The organism is Pelistega indica (assembly GCF_000506865.1).
In the GTDB taxonomy this organism is placed as follows: Bacteria; Pseudomonadota; Gammaproteobacteria; order Burkholderiales; family Burkholderiaceae_B; genus Taylorella; species Taylorella indica.
Map to the genome: position 1 here is coordinate 1 of NZ_AYSV01000067.1, position 17,138 is coordinate 17,138.

The window sequence follows — 17,138 nt, forward strand, 5'->3', positions numbered from 1 at the left end:
GAGGTGGGATAGCGAAGCGGAGAATCTGACCAGCAACAGTCCCTGCGGACTGTTGAGCGCAGATTATTTCTGAGCCACTTACTAGTGGCGAAGTGGGGTAGCGAAGCGGAGAATCTGACCAGCAACAGTCCCTGCGGACTGTTGTTTATTAAACCTAATTTAATTTTTTTCAAGGAATTGGCCTATGAAATTATCTAGACTAGCAATTAGCTTAGTAACAGTGAGTGCATTATCAGCGTGTGTTAATTTAAAAGATGTTGATAATGATTGGTGTGGACCAGAATCGCAGCCAGTAAAACAAGAACAAGTAACATTAGCGGCAGATGCCTTATTCCAATTTGATAAATCAAACCCAAGTGATTTATTAGCAGAGGGGAAGAAGACCTTAGATGAGTTAGTGACGAAGATTACAGAAGGTTATGCGACAGTAGATCGAATTGATTTAGTGGGGCATACCGATAGATTAGGTACAGAGGCGTATAACTATAACTTAGGGTTAAATCGAGCCAAGACAGTGAAAGCGTACTTAGAGCAAGGAGGTATTAGTGCCCCGATTTCTGTGGCGAGTGCAGGCGAGAGTCAGCCGGTGACCAAAGACTGTGTGGGAGAGAGAGCAACACCAGCCTTAACAGCATGTTTACAACCTGATCGCCGTGTGACGGTGGCTATTACGGGTATTCGTAAACCAACAGCTAAAAAATAATAAAAGTAATCTTTGATATTCTCCCCATGCAGGGGCATGGGGCTTTCATCTCATAACTTTAATTTTGTATAGTTTTTTAATTCTTACTTAAAATCTACACAGCTTATTGAATACAATTATTAAATATTAATTGGATAATGAATGTTATAATTAGCTCTAATTTGGAGGTTACGTAACAATCACAGGAGCATCTATAAATGCTAAGCGTAAGAGATGTAGCTGACTTTTTTCTTTCACCTGTTGATGAAGAGGATGGAGAAGCTACCATATCTAATCTCAAACTACAAAAATTATTATATTATGCACAAGGATATTCATTAGCCTTGTTTGGTCAAAAGCTATTTGATGAAAACATATCATGTTGGACTCATGGTCCAGTAGTTGAATCTATATACCATCAATTTAAAATTTATGGGAGTAGTCCCTTACCCGTTGCTCATATAGAAATGAATAAATATAATGACGAGCATCTATATATTCTTAACCGTGTTAGGCGAGAATATGGGCAATTTACTGCTTGGAAATTGCGTGATATGACTCATGAAGAATTACCTTATCTAAGTACTCCTAACGGTGGTGTTATTAATACAGCGTGCATCAAAGAGTTTTTTATTAATAAACTTTCCAATGATAACTTTAACTTTGATTTAGAGAGAATGAAAAAGCGTGTTGAAGGAGACTTTGTCAAAATGCCAGATACACAAGATAAAGATTCATTCATGCAATGGGTTAAGAGTTTTTAATTATGTCCATTTCTGTTTTTTTTGGTACGCTCTTTTTAAAAGAAATGAAAAACTTCCCTCAAGAAGATATTATAAAGATTGGGGATTTTGCGAGGCATGTGGCTAGCAGTGGTTTTTTTGGACTTCCTGGAAAAAACAAGATGTCTGATAATGTACCCAAGAATGATCCTAATTGGTTATACAAAGTTAAATACGCTCAAGATTATAATCTTTGGCACTACCATATAGGTATTCCAAAATATAACAATGGAAACTCAGGACATCTTACATCTGAATATGTTTTGCACTATATAAAAGGCGATGGATACATTAAGATTGTTGATATGACAGCCCATCCTCCAATGATACTCCCGAAAATAGAATACTTAAAATAAATAATACTTTTAATTATTGCTTAACAAGGTGCACCAAGTGGAATAGTATCCTTCGCACGTAGACATAGTATTTAGTCAGGAAAGGATGTTATCAACAGATTATTGAGCAGGAAGAGTAATTATTGTGGTGCCTTTTCAATCCACTGAAATTTTTTGATGAAAAGATAAAAACACGCTATTATTGTGATAGAAATTTAAAAAAGACTGAGTATTTTCCCTTAACATTTTCAGCTGCAAACAAAGAAACTACCCTTTGAGTTATACTTACGCTACCTATTAAATAGTTGCAGGAGAGAGCAGTTTTTTCTGCCACCGAAGGCGCAATTCACCCAGAATCGCTCAGGTAAATGCACGGCAAACTATTTGCTTTTTTACATAGCAGTAGGTACTCTGGAGAGACTTGTTAGCAAGCGCCGAAGGTGATTTAAAACTCTCAGGCACCAGGACAGAGGGGTGAATACACACGTTTATGTGACTCCTATTCTTTTTGCTAAAGGTGCTTTATTGTCCTCTGCTTCGTTAAAACATACTGCTTTATATCAGGCACATCTCGACTTAAATGCCAAAATGGTCGATTTTGGTGGTTGGGAAATGCCTATTTCTTATGGATCTCAAATCGAAGAACATCATGCTGTGCGCAAAAATGCAGGCATTTTTGATGTATCTCATATGTTAAATGTAGACATTATTGGTGATGGTGCTTATGAGTTCTTGCGTCATCTAATTGCTAATGATGTTAGCAAAATCACTGGCACGCCAGGCAAAGCACTTTATTCTTGCATGTTAAACGAGCAGGCGGGCATTATTGACGATTTAATTGTGTACTTTTTCTCTGAAAATAAGTGGCGTGTTGTCGTGAATGCGGGAACAGCAGAAAAAGATTTAGTTTGGATGAAAATGCAATCCGCCGATTACAACGTGGTCATTACCCCTCGTTTTGATTTATCTATGGTAGCGGTACAAGGTCCAAAAGCAAGAGAGATTCTTTGGCAAGTACGTCCCGAATGGAAAGCATCCGCAGAAAATTTAAGCCCTTTTGTAGCGGCATTAATTAATGACGATACGATGGTGGCACGTACTGGTTATACGGGTGAAGATGGTGTAGAGATCGTGTTGCCAAGTCATGACGTGGTTAAATTATGGGAAGATTTGATTGCGGCAGGTGTCCAAGCTAGTGGTCTAGGCGCTCGAGATACTTTACGTCTTGAAGCGGGTATGAACCTATATGGTCAAGATATGAATGAAGATACACAGCCATATCAAGCGGGATTAGCATGGACGGTCAGTTTAAAGGATGAATCGCGTCAATTCGTTGGTCGTAAAATTTTAGAAGAGTTGCCTGTACGTAACGCTTTCTTAGGTATTAAATTACTTGATCGTGGTGTGATGAGAGCTCATATGAAAGTGCGAGGTGAGAGTGGTGAAGGCGAGATTACAAGTGGAACTATGTCACCGTCTCTAGGTTTTTCAGTGGGATTTGTTCGTATGCCAGAAGGTGCTAAGGCAGGAGATTCAGTCGAAGTAGAAATTCGTGGAAAATGGATTCCTGCGGTTTTAACCACATTACCTTTTGTCCGTAATGGCAAAGCATTAATTGCGTAAAGAATTTTATTATTAATTTAAATTTGAAATATGTCGCGTGTGCAACGTGGCTAAATCTTAGGAGTTAAAAATGAGTTTACCTGAAGATCGTAAATATACAGCATCACATGAATGGGTTTTAAAAGAGGGTGATGTATTCTTAGTTGGAATTACTTTCAATGCCCAAGATCAATTAGGCGATTTAGTATTTGTAGGTGATGCACAAGTTGGATCAACATTAGCGGCAGGTGAAACGGCTGCTGTTGTTGAATCTGTAAAAGCAGCGTCTGATATTTATGCACCAATTGCTGGTGAAATTACTGAATTCAATACTGCATTAGAAGATAATCCTGCACTGATTAATGAAGATCCTTATGCTAACTGGATTTTTAAAATCAAACCAAGTAATCCTGCAGATGTAGATGGTTTATTAAGTGCTGCTGATTATGCTGCTCAAGCCTAATTAATTTAAGTATAAAATTTTGGAATAATCATGTTGCACACACATATTGAACAAACAGAAGAATTTATTGGTCGCCATATTGGTCCTAATGAGGCTGAACAGGCAAAAATGCTAGAAGTGGTTGGTGCGGACTCTCTTGATGCATTAGTCAAAGAGATTGTGCCTAATAATATTCTGCTTAATGAGGAATTAGATTTAGATCCTCCGGCCTCAGAAGCTGAAATTCTAGCTGAACTACGTGAAGTAGCTAGTCAAAATCAGGTATATAGAAATTTTATCGGCCAAGGTTATTACGGCACTTATACACCGAATGTCATTTTACGTAATATTTTGGAAAATCCAGCGTGGTATACCGCGTATACACCATATCAACCTGAGATTTCTCAAGGGCGCTTAGAGGCATTGTTAAATTTCCAAACAATGGTGACAGATTTAACCGCATTAGAAGTGGCTAATGCTTCTTTATTGGATGAGGGAACGGCGGCTGCAGAGGCAATGACATTAGCTCGTCGTGCATCTAAATCTAAAAGTAATGTATTCTTTGTATCTAAAAATATTCATCCGCAAACATGGGAAGTAGTGCGTACCCGTGCTGAGCCGTTAGGTATTGAGGTAGTACAAGGTGATGAAGCAGAGGGTCTGCCAGAGTGCTTTGGTGTTCTTTTACAATATCCTCATAGTTTAGGTGGTGTGGTTGATTATACTGAGTTGGCTGAACAGGCTCATGCTCAACAAGCTATTGTTGCGGTAGCAACGGATTTATTGGCTCTAGCTGTACTTAAAGCACCGGGTGAGTGGGGAGCTGATATTGCGATTGGTACGACACAACGGTTTGGGGTACCATTTGGTTTTGGTGGTCCTCATGCAGGCTTTATGGCGTGTAAAGATGCGTTAAAACGTACCATGCCAGGTCGTTTAGTGGGTGTATCTGTGGATGCACAAGGCAAAAAAGCACTACGTCTAGCACTACAAACTCGTGAACAACATATTCGCCGTGAAAAAGCAACATCTAATATTTGTACGGCTCAAGTATTGCTTGCTGTGATGGCGAGCATGTATGCTGTTTATCATGGTGCCAAAGGTATTCGTCGTATTGCAGAGCGTGTATTTTCTAGTACTTATGTATTAAATAAAGCATTAGAACAATTAGGCGTTAAGGTAGTTAATCAATCATTCTTCGATACGCTACAAATTGAGTCAGAATATGCTGACAAAATATTAGGTATTGCCCTAGAAGAAGGGATTAATTTACGTAATGTTAGTAAAAACAGTGTGTCTATTTCATTAGATGAAACAACAACCTTATTCGATGTTCAAGAGCTAGTCGATATCGTTGCAGAAGCGATTAACGCTGAAACAATTGATATTAATGACTTAGCTGAACAATTAGTTGATATTGTTGTGCCAGCAGAGTTTGCACGTAAGAGTGACATCTTAGTTCATCCTATTTTCTCAAGCGTAAGTTCTGAAACAGATATGTTGCGTTATCTTCGTCGCTTATCAGACAAAGATTTGGCACTAGATCGCTCAATGATTCCATTGGGCTCTTGCACAATGAAGTTAAATGCAACGGCAGAGATGATCCCAATTACATGGCCAGAATTTGCTAATATCCATCCTTTTGCACCTGATGATCAGGCAACAGGTTATGAAGTATTGTTTGAGCGCTTAAGTGAAGCATTATGCGAGATCTCTGGTTATGATGCGGTGAGTTTACAACCTAACTCAGGTGCTCAAGGAGAATATGCTGGTTTGCTAGCTATCCGTGCGTATCACAAAGCAAATGGTCAGGAGCAACGTAATATATGTTTAATCCCATCATCAGCGCATGGCACTAACCCAGCATCTGCAGCATTAGCAGGTATGGATGTTGTGATTGTTGCTTCAGATGACCATGGTAATGTGGATGTTGAGGACTTAAAGGCCAAGATTACTCAAGTAGGCGATTGTTTGGCGGCATTGATGATTACTTACCCATCAACACATGGGGTATTTGAGGAACGTATCGTTGAGATTTGTGACTTGATTCACCAAGCTGGTGGACAAGTGTACTTAGACGGTGCCAATATGAATGCTATGGTAGGCTTAGCTAAACCAGGCGTATTTGGATCTGACGTATCACATTTCAACTTGCATAAAACATTTAGTATTCCTCATGGTGGCGGTGGTCCTGGTGTTGGTCCTATCGGTGTACGTGAACATTTAGCACCCTATTTACCGGGTATTGTGGACGAACAAGGTCAGTTAGATAAAGACTCTGTAGGACCTGTTGCCTCAGCACCGTTCGGCTCAGCAGGTGTATTACCTATTTCCTATGTTTATATTGCGTTAATGGGAGCTGAAGGTCTTAAAAAAGCAACACAGATGGCATTATTAAATGCTAACTATATCGCAACACGTTTAGCACCATATTATCCAATTCTATACAGTGGTCGTAATGGTCGTGTGGCTCATGAATGTATTCTTGACTTGCGAGCTATTAAAGATACCTCTGGTATTACAGTTGATGATGTGGCAAAACGCTTAATGGATTTTGGTTTCCATGCTCCTACAATGAGCTTCCCGGTTGCTGGCACATTAATGGTCGAACCTACTGAATCAGAAAGCTTACAAGAGCTTGATCGTTTCGTTGAAGCAATGATCACTATTCGCAAAGAAATTGAACAAGTAGAAAAAGGTGAAGTGGATGCTCAGGATAATGTGCTGAAAAATGCACCACATACAGCAGAAACATTGTTAGCTACAGAGTGGACTCATGGCTATAGCAGAACAGATGCAGCTTATCCAGCAGGAGTCAATCCCGCTACAAAATATTGGCCACCAGTATCTCGTGTTGATAATGCTTATGGTGATCGCAATCTGGTTTGTACATGCCCTCCAATTGAGTCATATCAATCAGAGTAGAATTATCATACGTTATTGGGAATGATGAAAAATGGGTTAGTGAGGACTAACCCATTTTGTTTGAGAGGTAGAGGAATAGTGGTACTTTCGGCGTGCAGGCGTTTATTTATTGGTCATATGATGAGAAGGAAAAGCCTGCACGTCAAAATAAAAAACGAGATGATGGCAATAGGCTGAATAGGTGCTATGAATAAGCAAATGGGTTAGTGAGGACTAACCCATTTTGTTTGAGAGGTAGAGGAATAGTGGTACTTTCGGCGTGCAGGCTTTTATAGCTTATCAATAATTTCTAGGGGTAAGCCAGTGACATCGTGGATAAGAGCAATATCTGTACCACGGGCTTTTAGTTTTTTAGCGGTAGAGATCATAGCCTCATGCGAACCTTCTTCTCTGCCTAGTGCTAAGCCTTCTTCTTTCCCAATATTAATCCCTTCCTGAATCCCTTTTTCTTTGCCTTCATTATATTTAACATCAAGGGAAATCATATGATTCCAATGGTATTTATTCTGGCGAATAAAGTCCTCCACTTGTTGAGCAGTCATGTTGGCGACATTGGCTTTGCGAAAGATTTCTCTAAAGGTATCGTCAGTAATAAATTGATGTGGCATGGTTTTCATCTCTCCAAGGAATTTAATGAAATATAGCCAAGTGTGTAGGCGACTGTTCTGATAGTCTAGCGTATTTTTCTGGATTTTGGGTAGTTCCAGAAAAATTAAGTTGAGTTTATGACTAATTGGGTGATGGGTCTCGGTATCGATGAGGGAAGCATGGGTAAAAAAGGGTTCTTTAGGAAACTGAATAAAATTAATAAAGGAGATGACGTAGACGGGATCAAAAGGGTGATGCCAATTCTCACCGACTTTGATTTGTTTATTTAAGGCAGTGACGGCATAGGCTAAGGTACGATCAATATAGTGGGGGTGGTCGATATTCTGCACTTCGATAATGAGGTGAGTGTTATCAGAGGTGGTGCAGTAGATATCGAAGATGACGTTGCGGTTATCGAGGGATTCACCGATTTGTTCGGTGTTGTTGAGGTGCAGATCAATAATCGGGGGTTCTTTATCGGCGAGGATGGTGTTGAGAAGGTCGATGAGGAGGTGCTTATGGTCGAGCTGACCGAACATCCATTTAAAGACCCAGTCTTGAGTGAGGTCAAGGTGGGTAAAGGGGAGGGAAGAGGCGTCAGCGGTGCTCGCAGTTGGATTGGCGGTAGAAGAGGCGAACGCTGAGGAGGGAGGTGCTGTAGGGTCAGATGTGACGGTAGCAGCTGGAGATGGTGGCGTAGAGTTAGTAGAGGAAGGGGAAGGTTTTTTTCGAGAGGTCATGATGAAATCCTACTAGGTTTAGTGAGAAAGATTTCATGCTAAAGGGAGCGGACGTAATGTCCTATTGGACAAAACTATTCTGTCATACTAGACAAATAACAAAAGTTAAGATCTATATTCCATTCATCGTTATATTCTTTATAGTGGAATAATTTAAATAGTCATTGCTAGTGTTACTGTTAAAAGTTAACAGCGAGGGCAGTTTAAAGCGAGCGGATAGTGAATCATGAATCGTTATATATTATCTATAAAGATTTATGATGCATATGCATAGATAAGGATAGCTTTGATAGGACATCAAACACTAAATGTATAAAACGATAAAAATCTAAAATGCTAAAAATCTAAAATGCTAAAAATGATGTCGCTACAATCACAACAACACAAAGAGTTAGTTTATATCTAAGATAAGTGAGCATAAGTAAATTGGATTCTGTGGCACCTACATATGACTAGTGGCTAAAATGCTTTAATTTAACCTACTAATTAAGCTTGAATAAACTAAGCTTGAATAAACTAAGCTTGAATAAACGCTATATGACTCTAGTGGACTAAAGGGCTAAGGTACAAAGGCAGTTAAGCACTAAGGGCACTAAGGATCCACAATTTAACTCAGCCACTTACGTCATACTGTCGTACATAAACGACACACTATCAACTAAATGCTTCAATAACATAATTGATGACTATTTCTTGCGTATAATGAATTTATAAGAAATCAAACTTAAAGTGATTTCTTAAGAATTTGAGCAAACAAACAGGCGAAAGCTACTGTTGGAAACAAGCATCAAATTATGAGTTTTTGTAGTATAAAAACATCAAAAAGTGGTTTTAAAGCGACAAAATTAGGCAAAAAAACCACAGAATGCAAACTTTCTTAACGTTGGTGCTAGTCAGTTGCTCAAAAATTTGATGCAATAACCATAACTTCCCTTTGTGGAAAATTTTCGAGAAAGGTTGATTTACTTCTTAATCACTTTTCAGATTAATCAAAAATCTTACGGAGATTTCAAATGAAAAAGACATTATTAGCTGCTGCTTTAGTTGCTGGTTTTGCTGGTGTAGCTCAAGCTGAGTCATCAGTTACATTATACGGTTTAGTTGACGCTGGTTTAGGTTACAGCGAGAAAAAAACAACTACTGAAGGTAGTTCTACAAAATTACGTGAAATTGGTGCAGTAACCAACATTAAAAATGGTAGCCGTTGGGGTTTAAAAGGTACTGAAGACTTAGGTAACGGTACTGCTGCTATCTTCCAATTAGAATCTGGCTTCGATCCAGCAACTGGTCACTCTGAACAAGCTGAAACATCAACACTAACAGTAAAAGATAAAGCAGGAAACGAAGTTGGTACAACAAAAGTTAAACAAGGTCGTTTATTCGGTCGTAAAGCTATCATCGGTTTAACTGGTGAAAGCTGGGGTACATTCACAGTAGGTCGTCAATACAACGTAGCTGACGATTTAGTATCTGGTATTGATCCATTTGGTACAGGTTGGGGTAATGCTGGTGCTGGTTCTACTTTTGGTGATTCAATCTCTGCTCGCCAAAGCCCAACATTCAAATACTTATCTCCAAACTATGACGGTTTCAAATTCGGTGTAGGTTTTGGCTATAACGACGAAAAAGAAAGTGCAAATGGCAATCAAACTGGTAAAAAATCTTCTAAAATTGCAACAGCTGGTGTTGGTTATAACAACGGTGGTTTAGAAGTTGGTGCTTCTTTTGACTACGACAGACAAAAAGCTGAAGGTGATTTAGGTGAGCAAGATCGTACAGCTAAAGCATGGACAGTAGCTGCTGCTTATGACTTTAACCCAGTTAAAGTAGCTTTGGGTTATGGTCAACAACGTGACGGCGTAATCAATGGTAAATTTGGTTTAGCTGATTCTGCTTACGGATTGAAAGCTTGGGATACGCGAGGTCTTCGTGCTCAATCTTGGTTCGGTGGTTTAACTTTCAAAGCTAGCGAAACTAGCAAAATCATCGCTGGTTACCAAGGTGGTCGTATCAAACATAACGACTTCGACGGTGTGCGTATCAATACACACGTATGGAGCTTAGGTTACCAACAAGACCTATCTAAACGTACTCACGTTTATGTGTTAGGTTCTTATGGTCAATCTAAATGGAAACAAGAAAACAATGACCAAAAAGTTCGCTTCACTCAAGCAGTTGTTGGTTTACAACACCGCTTCTAATTGTTTCGCATGACATAGTGCATGCTTAACAATTGCCGAAAGGCTACACAGCCCCCTAGCTTAGGCTAGGGGGTTTTGCTTTGTTTGTAGTAAAATAACAGTATTTTCTAGCGTAGCTAGGGTACGAATGTTAGTCATGATATGGATTATAGTTGTCAATCTTCTGGAATAAACACTTCTTGTACGATGGTTAGTGCTAACGACACTGTTAACATTGCTTATGCTAATAATGATGGTAGTAATGATAACGGCAGCAGTAACCATTACTATATGCGTCAGGCGTTAGAGCAAGCTTATCTTGCTTATCAGCAAGGAGAGATTCCTGTGGGTGCCGTTGTGGTTTCTGCTAATGGTGAAATCATTGGAAAAGGGTATAATCGTACTATTATGGATGCTGATCCTACAGCACATGCCGAAATCATGGCATTACGTATGGCTGCCAAGGCAATGGGTAATTATCGCTTAACGGGCTGTAAGCTGTATGTTAGCCTAGAGCCTTGCATGATGTGTCTAGGTGCCATATTGCATTCTCGTCTTAGTGAAATTGTTTTTGCAGCTAGAGATGTCAAAACAGGTGCTTGCGGTGGTGTGATTGATATACATGCTAATCATCAGTTAAATCATCAAACACGCGTGAGTATGGGAATTTTGCAAGAGGAAAGCACCGCTTTGCTACGCCAATTTTTTAAAGAACGTCGACAAGGGAAAAATCATGTCAACACCAACAAAGTCTGATGAAAAACAATTAGAGCAACGTTTGAATGATGCTCAGATTCTTTTTGATGAGGCGGATGATGTGCCGATTAGTAAACAGTATGACCATAAACTAGGTCTTTATTTGATTTCTCCCTCTGGTTATTTAGCTGAACCAGAGCGTCTTTATATTGCCAAGCGTAAACTAAACTCTTTAGGTTTCAACGTCAAAATAGACAAAGCAGCAGATGGGCAGTTTTCACGTTTTGCCGCTCCAGATGAGGAGCGTGTGAAAGCATTTAATCGTGCGGCTAAAAGTAAATGTGAGATCGTGATGGCAACGCGTGGTGGTTATGGTCTCACTCGTATTTTGCACAAGATTGATTGGAAATTTCTTGAGGCAAATCCTAAGACTTATGTTGGTTATAGTGACTTTACTGCCTTTAATTTGGCACTCTTAGCGAAGACAGGCTTGCCAAGCTTTACAGGACCGAATGCTGTGGGTGATTTTGGTGGTAATGAGGTCAATGACTTAATCGCTGATATTTTTGTCGAGGTAATGCGTGGTGAGCTAGAGGTATTAAGCTTTATTTCACCTGATTCAGACCCTGTGGATGCAGAGGGCATTTTATGGGGAGGTAATCTGGCTATGGTTGCCTCTTTGGTGGGGACCCCCTATTTGCCGGCTATTAAAAAAGGGATTTTATTTTTAGAAGATGTGAGTGAGCATCCTTATCGGATTGAGAGATTATTGACTCAATTACTGCATGCAGGCATTCTAGAAAAGCAGAAAGCGATTGTATTAGGTGATTTTACAGATTACAAAATCACTAAAACGGACCATGGATTTGATATGCCAGATGTCATTAAATGGTTGCGTAGCCAGATTAATATACCAATTATCACAGGATTACCTTATGGGCATGGCGAGATGCGTGTGACCCTTCCTATAGGGAAAAAAGTAGGTATTGCAACAGAAGATGGGATGGCATATCTAGTTATTGATAAGCACGATCATGAGCATGAAGTATATGAGGGTAATTATGCTCAAACAACAGAGGCATCATCTATAGATGAAGATTATCCTATCTCTGATAATGAGGTTGAAGAGGCAGAGACACAGCCTGTAGGTAAAAAATCTAAAAAAAGTGATAAAAAATCAGCTATGGCTACTGATGATACACGTAATGAATCGGAAGAGTTTATCAAAGAGAAAAGCAAAAAAGATAAATCATCAAAGCAGCACAAAAAGTCTAAGAAGAATAAGTGAGGATGTGACAAGGTATAGATAGGCGTAGGGAAGGTGGTAAAGACAACTATAGGAGAGACTTAATGAAGCAACACAGTCAAAAGCTCTTAACATTGTTATTGGTGACAAGCTTAGTCACCGCTATGCCGTCTGCTCATGCTATTAAGTTATATGGTCAGTTTGATCAAGGGCTTAGCTACCAACATCAGAGTAGACAAGGGCAAGTGAATGGCATTCCCTTTTCTACTAATCAGCATAGCATTGGCGTACAGTCTTTCAAAGACCAAAGTTATGTCGGTATTTATGCCGAAGAGCCACTTGGCAAGGGAAATAAAGTCTTTATCCAATTAGAGCATGAACTTGGTGACTTTACGCCGTCAGGGCTTTCACCTAAAGGCGGCGAGGTCTTTGATAAAGCTGTGATTGGTATAGGTGGATAGTTCTCTTTCTATTACTGTAATCACATAGTCAATGTTAGAGAATTTTTCTCAGGACAAGGGGAAGTTATTTTTTCTGTTGCTGTAATAGCTTAAACTTTTCCATTAATTGCTCTGGTGTTTCATTCCACTCAGGGTGGGGTGAAATACAGTCTACAGGACAAACTGCCATACACTGTGGCTCGTCATGATGCCCTACACACTCAGTGCATTTTTCTGGTTCAATGATATAAATTTCTGGTCCCATGTAAATGGCATCATTGGGGCATTGCGGTTCACAAACATCACAGTTGATACATTCTTCACTAATAGTTAATGCCATGGTACTACCTTAAGATTACTTAGAAGCTTCTTGTTGTTTACGGGCAGCAACTTTTTCATTGAGCCAACGTTCAACAGAAGGGAATACAAATTTACTGACGTCCCCACCCAAAAGTGCAATCTCTCGCACAAACGTGCCAGAAATAAATTGGTATTGGTCTGAGGGTGTCATAAAGAGAGTTTCAACATCGGGTAATTGGTAACGGTTCATTCCAGCCATTTGAAATTCATATTCAAAGTCTGATACGGCACGTAGCCCACGAATAATCACACGTGCATTTTCTTGGCGCACAAAGTCTTTTAATAAACCGTCAAACGTTTTAATGACAACGTTAGGATAGTGTCCTAACACTTCATTAGCAATTTTTAAGCGTTCATCAAGAGAGAAGAAAGGGTTTTTTCCTCGACTTGCCGCTACACCTACAACGACTTGATCAAAGATACCAGATGCTCGGCGAACAAGGTCTTCATGACCACGTGTAATTGGGTCAAAGGTTCCAGGGTAAACAGCAGTTAACATAGGGTTTCTCTCTTAAGCTTTGTTAATACTTTATTATAAACCTTATTCAGATGTTTCATATTGAAATAGATGAAAATAAACCATACCCGCTTTAGAAGAACGAATACAAGTAAAAGGAGCTTCAAGGGTTTGTGCCTTTTCTGATTCAATATAGACTAATCCATTAGGTTTAAGAATCTGTGGTAAAAAAGGTTTGACTTGCTCAAGTAAAGTCGTGTTAAAGGGAGGGTCTAATAAGACTAAGTCAAAACGCGATGCATCCATACGATTAAGAACAAGCATGGCATCATGACTATGAATACGCACAGTGGTTAAATTATATTTATCGCGAATAGTACGCAAGTGTCGCAATGCCTCAGGATTAGACTCTACCATTTGAACATGACCAACACCTCGAGATGCCGCTTCAAAGCCTAATGCCCCAGACCCTGCGAATAAATCTAATACCGATTTATCGTGATATTGTCCTTGCCAGAGGTGATGTATCCAGTTGTATAAGGTTTCACGGACACGATCAGGTGTTGGGCGTAAACCGGGGACATTAGCTACAGGAATAAGCGTGCGTTTTAACTCTCCTCCAATAATACGCACTTTGGTAGTGGGATTGTTGGGGGAAGGTTTGCTAGAGGGGTGGTGTTGCTTCATACTTAATAAAATTTTATAGATAAGGTATTATAATCCCTCAATCTGAGAATAAGCTCTTTTTTGATGTTGTGACGAGTAGTCTTTCAGAGTAATTGTTACTTAGTTAGTTAAGTAGTTAATATTCGACTAAATCCTTGCAGACAGAAAACTTTAGAGCTTTACTTTATTGGCGATGTGATGGATACCACGGGGGAGTTAGTAGGCTAGAAGTATTATCATCAGTGCATAGGTATGGCAATTTTATACTTATATTTCCATTTCTGGATCTGGCGGAGTTTGATGTAGCGACTTAACTAGCTTATTAATGACAATTTGTAAATCGGGAATATCTGTTTTAGCAGTAGCATAAATTAATGTTAAGCTGACATCTTCATATTGATGAGTAATAAAATTTCTCATGGTTTTTGATAGTTTAAAAATCTCTTCAATATCTTTAAATTTATCCTTTTGATTTAGAAGTCTACCTGCATTTTCACCAAGAATAATAAAATTTAGCTGGGTTGCTTGTCGTTTAGCTTTATCTTTAACAAATGCTTCATAGGTTAAATTATGAGTATGTTCTAAAATATCATTTATAGCTTGTTGCATATACTGTAAATAGATTAAGCTTTTATCATTATCTAAACTCATAGCAATATCGTCTCATTATTGATTTTTTCACTAAGCTTTCCTTTAAAGCTATGGGAGTCAATTAAATCAATTTTGAGTTGTGGAAACAACTCTTCTAAATCATTTTGCAAGCGAGCTATAGCAAATAGACTAGTGAAAGGTTTGATATCAACTAAAATATCTAAATCACTTCCTTCATGGTCATCACCTCGGGCAACTGAGCCAAAAATTCTAGGGTTAATTGCAAAAGGGTAACGAGAAAATATCCTTTTAAGATCTTGCATTTTCTCAGCAAGTAGAAGGGATGGTTTCATATATAGCCTCCACTTTAAGCTGTACTCGTATTAGTATACCCGAATAAAAATACTTACCAAAGCCCATATATAGTCATTTTTATCAGTCCGTGCCGTAAAACCCCGTCCTTCAGGGCGGAGATATAAGGCACAAACGCCGTTAGCCGTTTCAAACCTAACTAATCAGGTGTTTGTTGTTGCTCGATATATTGACGAATAATCGAAATCGGTGCACCACCGCAACTGCCTGCAAAATAAGATGGTGACCAAAGCTGATTACCCCAGAGTTTTTTGCGGATGCTCAGGTAGTTTTTCTTTCTAATCATTCGGCTTGACACACCTTTTAAGCTGTTCGTCAGCGTAGATACCACCACTTTAGGTGGGTATTCAACAAGTAAATGAACGTGATCGTCTTCACCATCAAACTCGACGAGTTTCGCTTCAAAATCATTGCAGACACTTTCAAAAATCAATCTAAGATTGTCTAAGATCGCTTTTGTGAAAACATTACGGCGGTATTTTGTTACAAAGACTAAGTGAACGTGCATATTAAAACACACAATGTCCTCCGTGTCTAATTTCAGTTTCTTTTTTCATAGACTAAGTGTAGAATGTAGGAAAAAAATCACATTCTAAACCTTGTCAATGCAGTTACGCAAAGCCTTTAAGTTCGAGATAATGCCAAATGGCGAGCAAATCCGCAGCATTAAACAGTTCTGTGGTTGTTCTCGTTTTGTATTTAATCGGGCGTTGGCTTGGCAAAATGAGCAGTACGAGCAAGATAACAACTTCAGTTTAGTTACACTAAAATCGCTAATCTGCTTCCCCAATGGAAAAAAGAGCTACAGTGGCTCAAAGAATGCCATTCCCAAGTGCTTCAACAGTCGTTAAAAGACTTGGAAAGTGCGTTTAAAAACTTTTTTCAACAGTGTGCCGATTTCCCAAAATTCAAGAAAAAAGGCTTAAAAGAGAGCTTTCGCTTTCCGCAAGGTTGCAAACTTGAGCAACAAAATAACCGCTTGTATCTGCCCAAAATTGGCTGGGTTCGCTATCGTAATAGTCGTGATGTCGTGGGTGAAATCAAAAACGTCACCGTTAGCCAAAAGTGTGGTCGCTTTTTTGTGAGTATTCAAACCGAATTTGAATATAAAATACCGACACATAAAGGCGGTGAAATCGGCATAGATATGGGTATTATTCGTTTCGCCACGCTTTCAAGCGGAGAGTTTTTTGAACCATTAAATGCGTTTAAAACCTATAAAGGTAAGTTAGCAAAACTTCAACGCCAACTTAAAAACAAGGTTAAATTTAGCCGAAATTGGCAGAAATTAAAGGCGAAAATTGCCAACTTACACCATAAAATCGCAAACTGCCGTAAAGACTTTTTGCACCAAACTTCAAGCAAAATCAGCAAAAACCACGCTATGATCTATGTTGAAGATTTACAGGTGTCGACTATGTCAACATCAGCCAAAGGCGATGCTGAACAACCTGGCAAAAATGTCAAACAAAAATCAGGTTTAAACCGAGCGATACTCGATCAATCTTGGTTTGAGTTCCGCCGTCAGTTAGACTACAAAACGCAATGGCAGGGTGGTTTTTTAGTAGCTGTTCCACCGCAAAACACAAGCCGAACTTGTCCTTGTTGTGGTCATATAGCCAAAGAAAATCGCCAAACGCAAGCCAGTTTTGAATGCGTAGAATGTGGCTACACAGAAAATGTCGATGTGGTTGGGGCATTAAATGTATTAGAGCGTGGACGAGCAATCGTTCACGCATCAACTATCAGGGCAGGACATGTCCGCAGAGCTTGTGAAGTGAACTTCATTGGAGGTCAGCAACAAGAACCCACCGAAAGTAGCTCATTGCTTGCAATGGGAGCTAGTAGGAATCCCCGTCCTTTGGTGCGGGGAGGATGTCAACCTATCAGCAGGCTTCTGTTAGTGTAAGTATAGTAATCTCATAATTACTCCTCCAGCTCAGGAGATTCTTGATTTAACAATAATCTAACGTATTATAATAATCAGCATATCTGATTCCTTATGAAGTAAGGTTAAAATACTGGTTATTAGTA

At 39.3% G+C, this 17,138-nt stretch carries 18 protein-coding genes, 1 pseudogene and 2 riboswitches; of the genes and pseudogenes, 12 read left to right on the top strand and 7 right to left on the bottom strand.

Going from position 1 to position 17,138, the window contains the following annotated elements; genetic code table 11:
- Window positions 1-184: 184 nt before the first annotated feature.
- The 6 genes from V757_RS19375 (at window position 185) to gcvP (ending at window position 6,768) form a co-directional block, all read left to right on the top strand.
- Window positions 185-703, top strand: a complete 519-nt coding sequence (locus tag V757_RS19375) for an OmpA family protein (RefSeq protein WP_023950184.1) — start codon at window positions 185-187, stop codon at window positions 701-703.
- Window positions 704-900: 197 nt separating this feature from the next.
- The gene (locus V757_RS19380; protein WP_023950185.1) at window positions 901-1,446 is read left to right on the top strand and encodes a Panacea domain-containing protein; all 546 of its coding nucleotides are present in this window, start codon (window positions 901-903) and stop codon (window positions 1,444-1,446) included.
- 2 nt (window positions 1,447-1,448) lie between these two features.
- Window positions 1,449-1,820, top strand: a complete 372-nt coding sequence (locus V757_RS19385) for a hypothetical protein (protein ID WP_023950186.1) — start codon at window positions 1,449-1,451, stop codon at window positions 1,818-1,820.
- 277 nt (window positions 1,821-2,097) lie between these two features.
- Window positions 2,098-2,185, top strand: a riboswitch (glycine riboswitch).
- Between the two features lie 15 nt (window positions 2,186-2,200).
- Window positions 2,201-2,279, top strand: a riboswitch (glycine riboswitch).
- A gap of 45 nt (window positions 2,280-2,324) precedes the next feature.
- Entirely contained in the window at window positions 2,325-3,422 is a 1,098-nt protein-coding gene (gcvT, locus tag V757_RS19390) for a glycine cleavage system aminomethyltransferase GcvT (RefSeq protein ID WP_031274326.1), read from the top strand.
- A gap of 70 nt (window positions 3,423-3,492) precedes the next feature.
- Entirely contained in the window at window positions 3,493-3,864 is a 372-nt protein-coding gene (gene gcvH / locus V757_RS19395; protein ID WP_023950188.1) for a glycine cleavage system protein GcvH, read from the top strand.
- Between the two features lie 30 nt (window positions 3,865-3,894).
- Window positions 3,895-6,768 carry an aminomethyl-transferring glycine dehydrogenase gene (gene gcvP, locus V757_RS19400; RefSeq protein ID WP_023950189.1) on the top strand — a complete coding sequence of 958 codons (2,874 nt, stop codon included), beginning with the start codon at window positions 3,895-3,897 and terminating at the stop codon, window positions 6,766-6,768.
- 269 nt (window positions 6,769-7,037) lie between these two features.
- On the opposite strand, the gene V757_RS27930 is transcribed toward gcvP, so the two are convergent.
- Window positions 7,038-8,096, bottom strand: a complete 1,059-nt coding sequence (locus tag V757_RS27930; RefSeq protein ID WP_081710651.1) for an Rpn family recombination-promoting nuclease/putative transposase — start codon at window positions 8,094-8,096, stop codon at window positions 7,038-7,040.
- Between the two features lie 1,013 nt (window positions 8,097-9,109).
- Here V757_RS27930 and V757_RS19415 point away from each other — a divergent pair.
- From V757_RS19415 to V757_RS19425, 4 genes are all read left to right on the top strand, one after another.
- The gene (locus V757_RS19415; protein WP_023950194.1) at window positions 9,110-10,297 is read left to right on the top strand and encodes a porin; all 1,188 of its coding nucleotides are present in this window, start codon (window positions 9,110-9,112) and stop codon (window positions 10,295-10,297) included.
- Window positions 10,298-10,438: 141 nt separating this feature from the next.
- Window positions 10,439-11,032, top strand: a complete 594-nt coding sequence (gene tadA / locus V757_RS19420) for a tRNA adenosine(34) deaminase TadA (protein WP_342664077.1) — start codon at window positions 10,439-10,441, stop codon at window positions 11,030-11,032.
- On the top strand, window positions 11,010-12,260 hold the full coding sequence (locus V757_RS0113715; protein ID WP_023950196.1) for an LD-carboxypeptidase: 1,251 nt from the start codon (window positions 11,010-11,012) through the stop codon (window positions 12,258-12,260). The genes tadA and V757_RS0113715 overlap by 23 nt, the downstream gene beginning before the upstream one ends.
- A 62-nt stretch (window positions 12,261-12,322) precedes the next feature.
- On the top strand, window positions 12,323-12,679 hold the full coding sequence (locus V757_RS19425; protein ID WP_023950197.1) for a hypothetical protein: 357 nt from the start codon (window positions 12,323-12,325) through the stop codon (window positions 12,677-12,679).
- Between the two features lie 64 nt (window positions 12,680-12,743).
- On the opposite strand, the gene V757_RS19430 is transcribed toward V757_RS19425, so the two are convergent.
- The 6 genes and pseudogenes from V757_RS19430 to tnpA form a co-directional block, all read right to left on the bottom strand.
- Window positions 12,744-12,998 carry a YfhL family 4Fe-4S dicluster ferredoxin gene (locus tag V757_RS19430; RefSeq protein ID WP_023950198.1) on the bottom strand — a complete coding sequence of 85 codons (255 nt, stop codon included), beginning with the start codon at window positions 12,996-12,998 and terminating at the stop codon, window positions 12,744-12,746.
- 15 nt (window positions 12,999-13,013) lie between these two features.
- Window positions 13,014-13,517 carry a pantetheine-phosphate adenylyltransferase gene (coaD, locus tag V757_RS19435; RefSeq protein ID WP_023950199.1) on the bottom strand — a complete coding sequence of 168 codons (504 nt, stop codon included), beginning with the start codon at window positions 13,515-13,517 and terminating at the stop codon, window positions 13,014-13,016.
- A gap of 42 nt (window positions 13,518-13,559) precedes the next feature.
- Window positions 13,560-14,162, bottom strand: a complete 603-nt coding sequence (gene rsmD / locus V757_RS19440; RefSeq protein WP_023950200.1) for a 16S rRNA (guanine(966)-N(2))-methyltransferase RsmD — start codon at window positions 14,160-14,162, stop codon at window positions 13,560-13,562.
- 246 nt (window positions 14,163-14,408) lie between these two features.
- Window positions 14,409-14,792: a HepT-like ribonuclease domain-containing protein gene (locus V757_RS19445; protein WP_023950201.1), complete on the bottom strand. Its 384-nt coding sequence runs from the start codon at window positions 14,790-14,792 to the stop codon at window positions 14,409-14,411.
- A complete protein-coding gene (locus tag V757_RS19450) occupies window positions 14,789-15,085 on the bottom strand; it encodes a nucleotidyltransferase family protein (RefSeq protein WP_023950202.1) in 297 nt (98 codons plus the stop codon). The genes V757_RS19445 and V757_RS19450 overlap by 4 nt, the downstream gene beginning before the upstream one ends.
- 158 nt (window positions 15,086-15,243) lie before the next feature.
- Window positions 15,244-15,661 (bottom strand): annotated as a pseudogene (tnpA, locus tag V757_RS19455) (IS200/IS605 family transposase).
- Window positions 15,662-15,742: 81 nt separating this feature from the next.
- On the opposite strand from tnpA, the gene V757_RS29175 reads away from it, so the two are divergent.
- Both V757_RS29175 and V757_RS19460 read left to right on the top strand, forming a co-directional pair.
- The gene (locus V757_RS29175; protein WP_245586967.1) at window positions 15,743-15,955 is read left to right on the top strand and encodes a helix-turn-helix domain-containing protein; all 213 of its coding nucleotides are present in this window, start codon (window positions 15,743-15,745) and stop codon (window positions 15,953-15,955) included.
- Window positions 15,883-17,013, top strand: a complete 1,131-nt coding sequence (locus V757_RS19460; RefSeq protein WP_245586970.1) for an RNA-guided endonuclease InsQ/TnpB family protein — start codon at window positions 15,883-15,885, stop codon at window positions 17,011-17,013. The genes V757_RS29175 and V757_RS19460 overlap by 73 nt, the downstream gene beginning before the upstream one ends.
- Window positions 17,014-17,138: the final 125 nt, after the last annotated feature.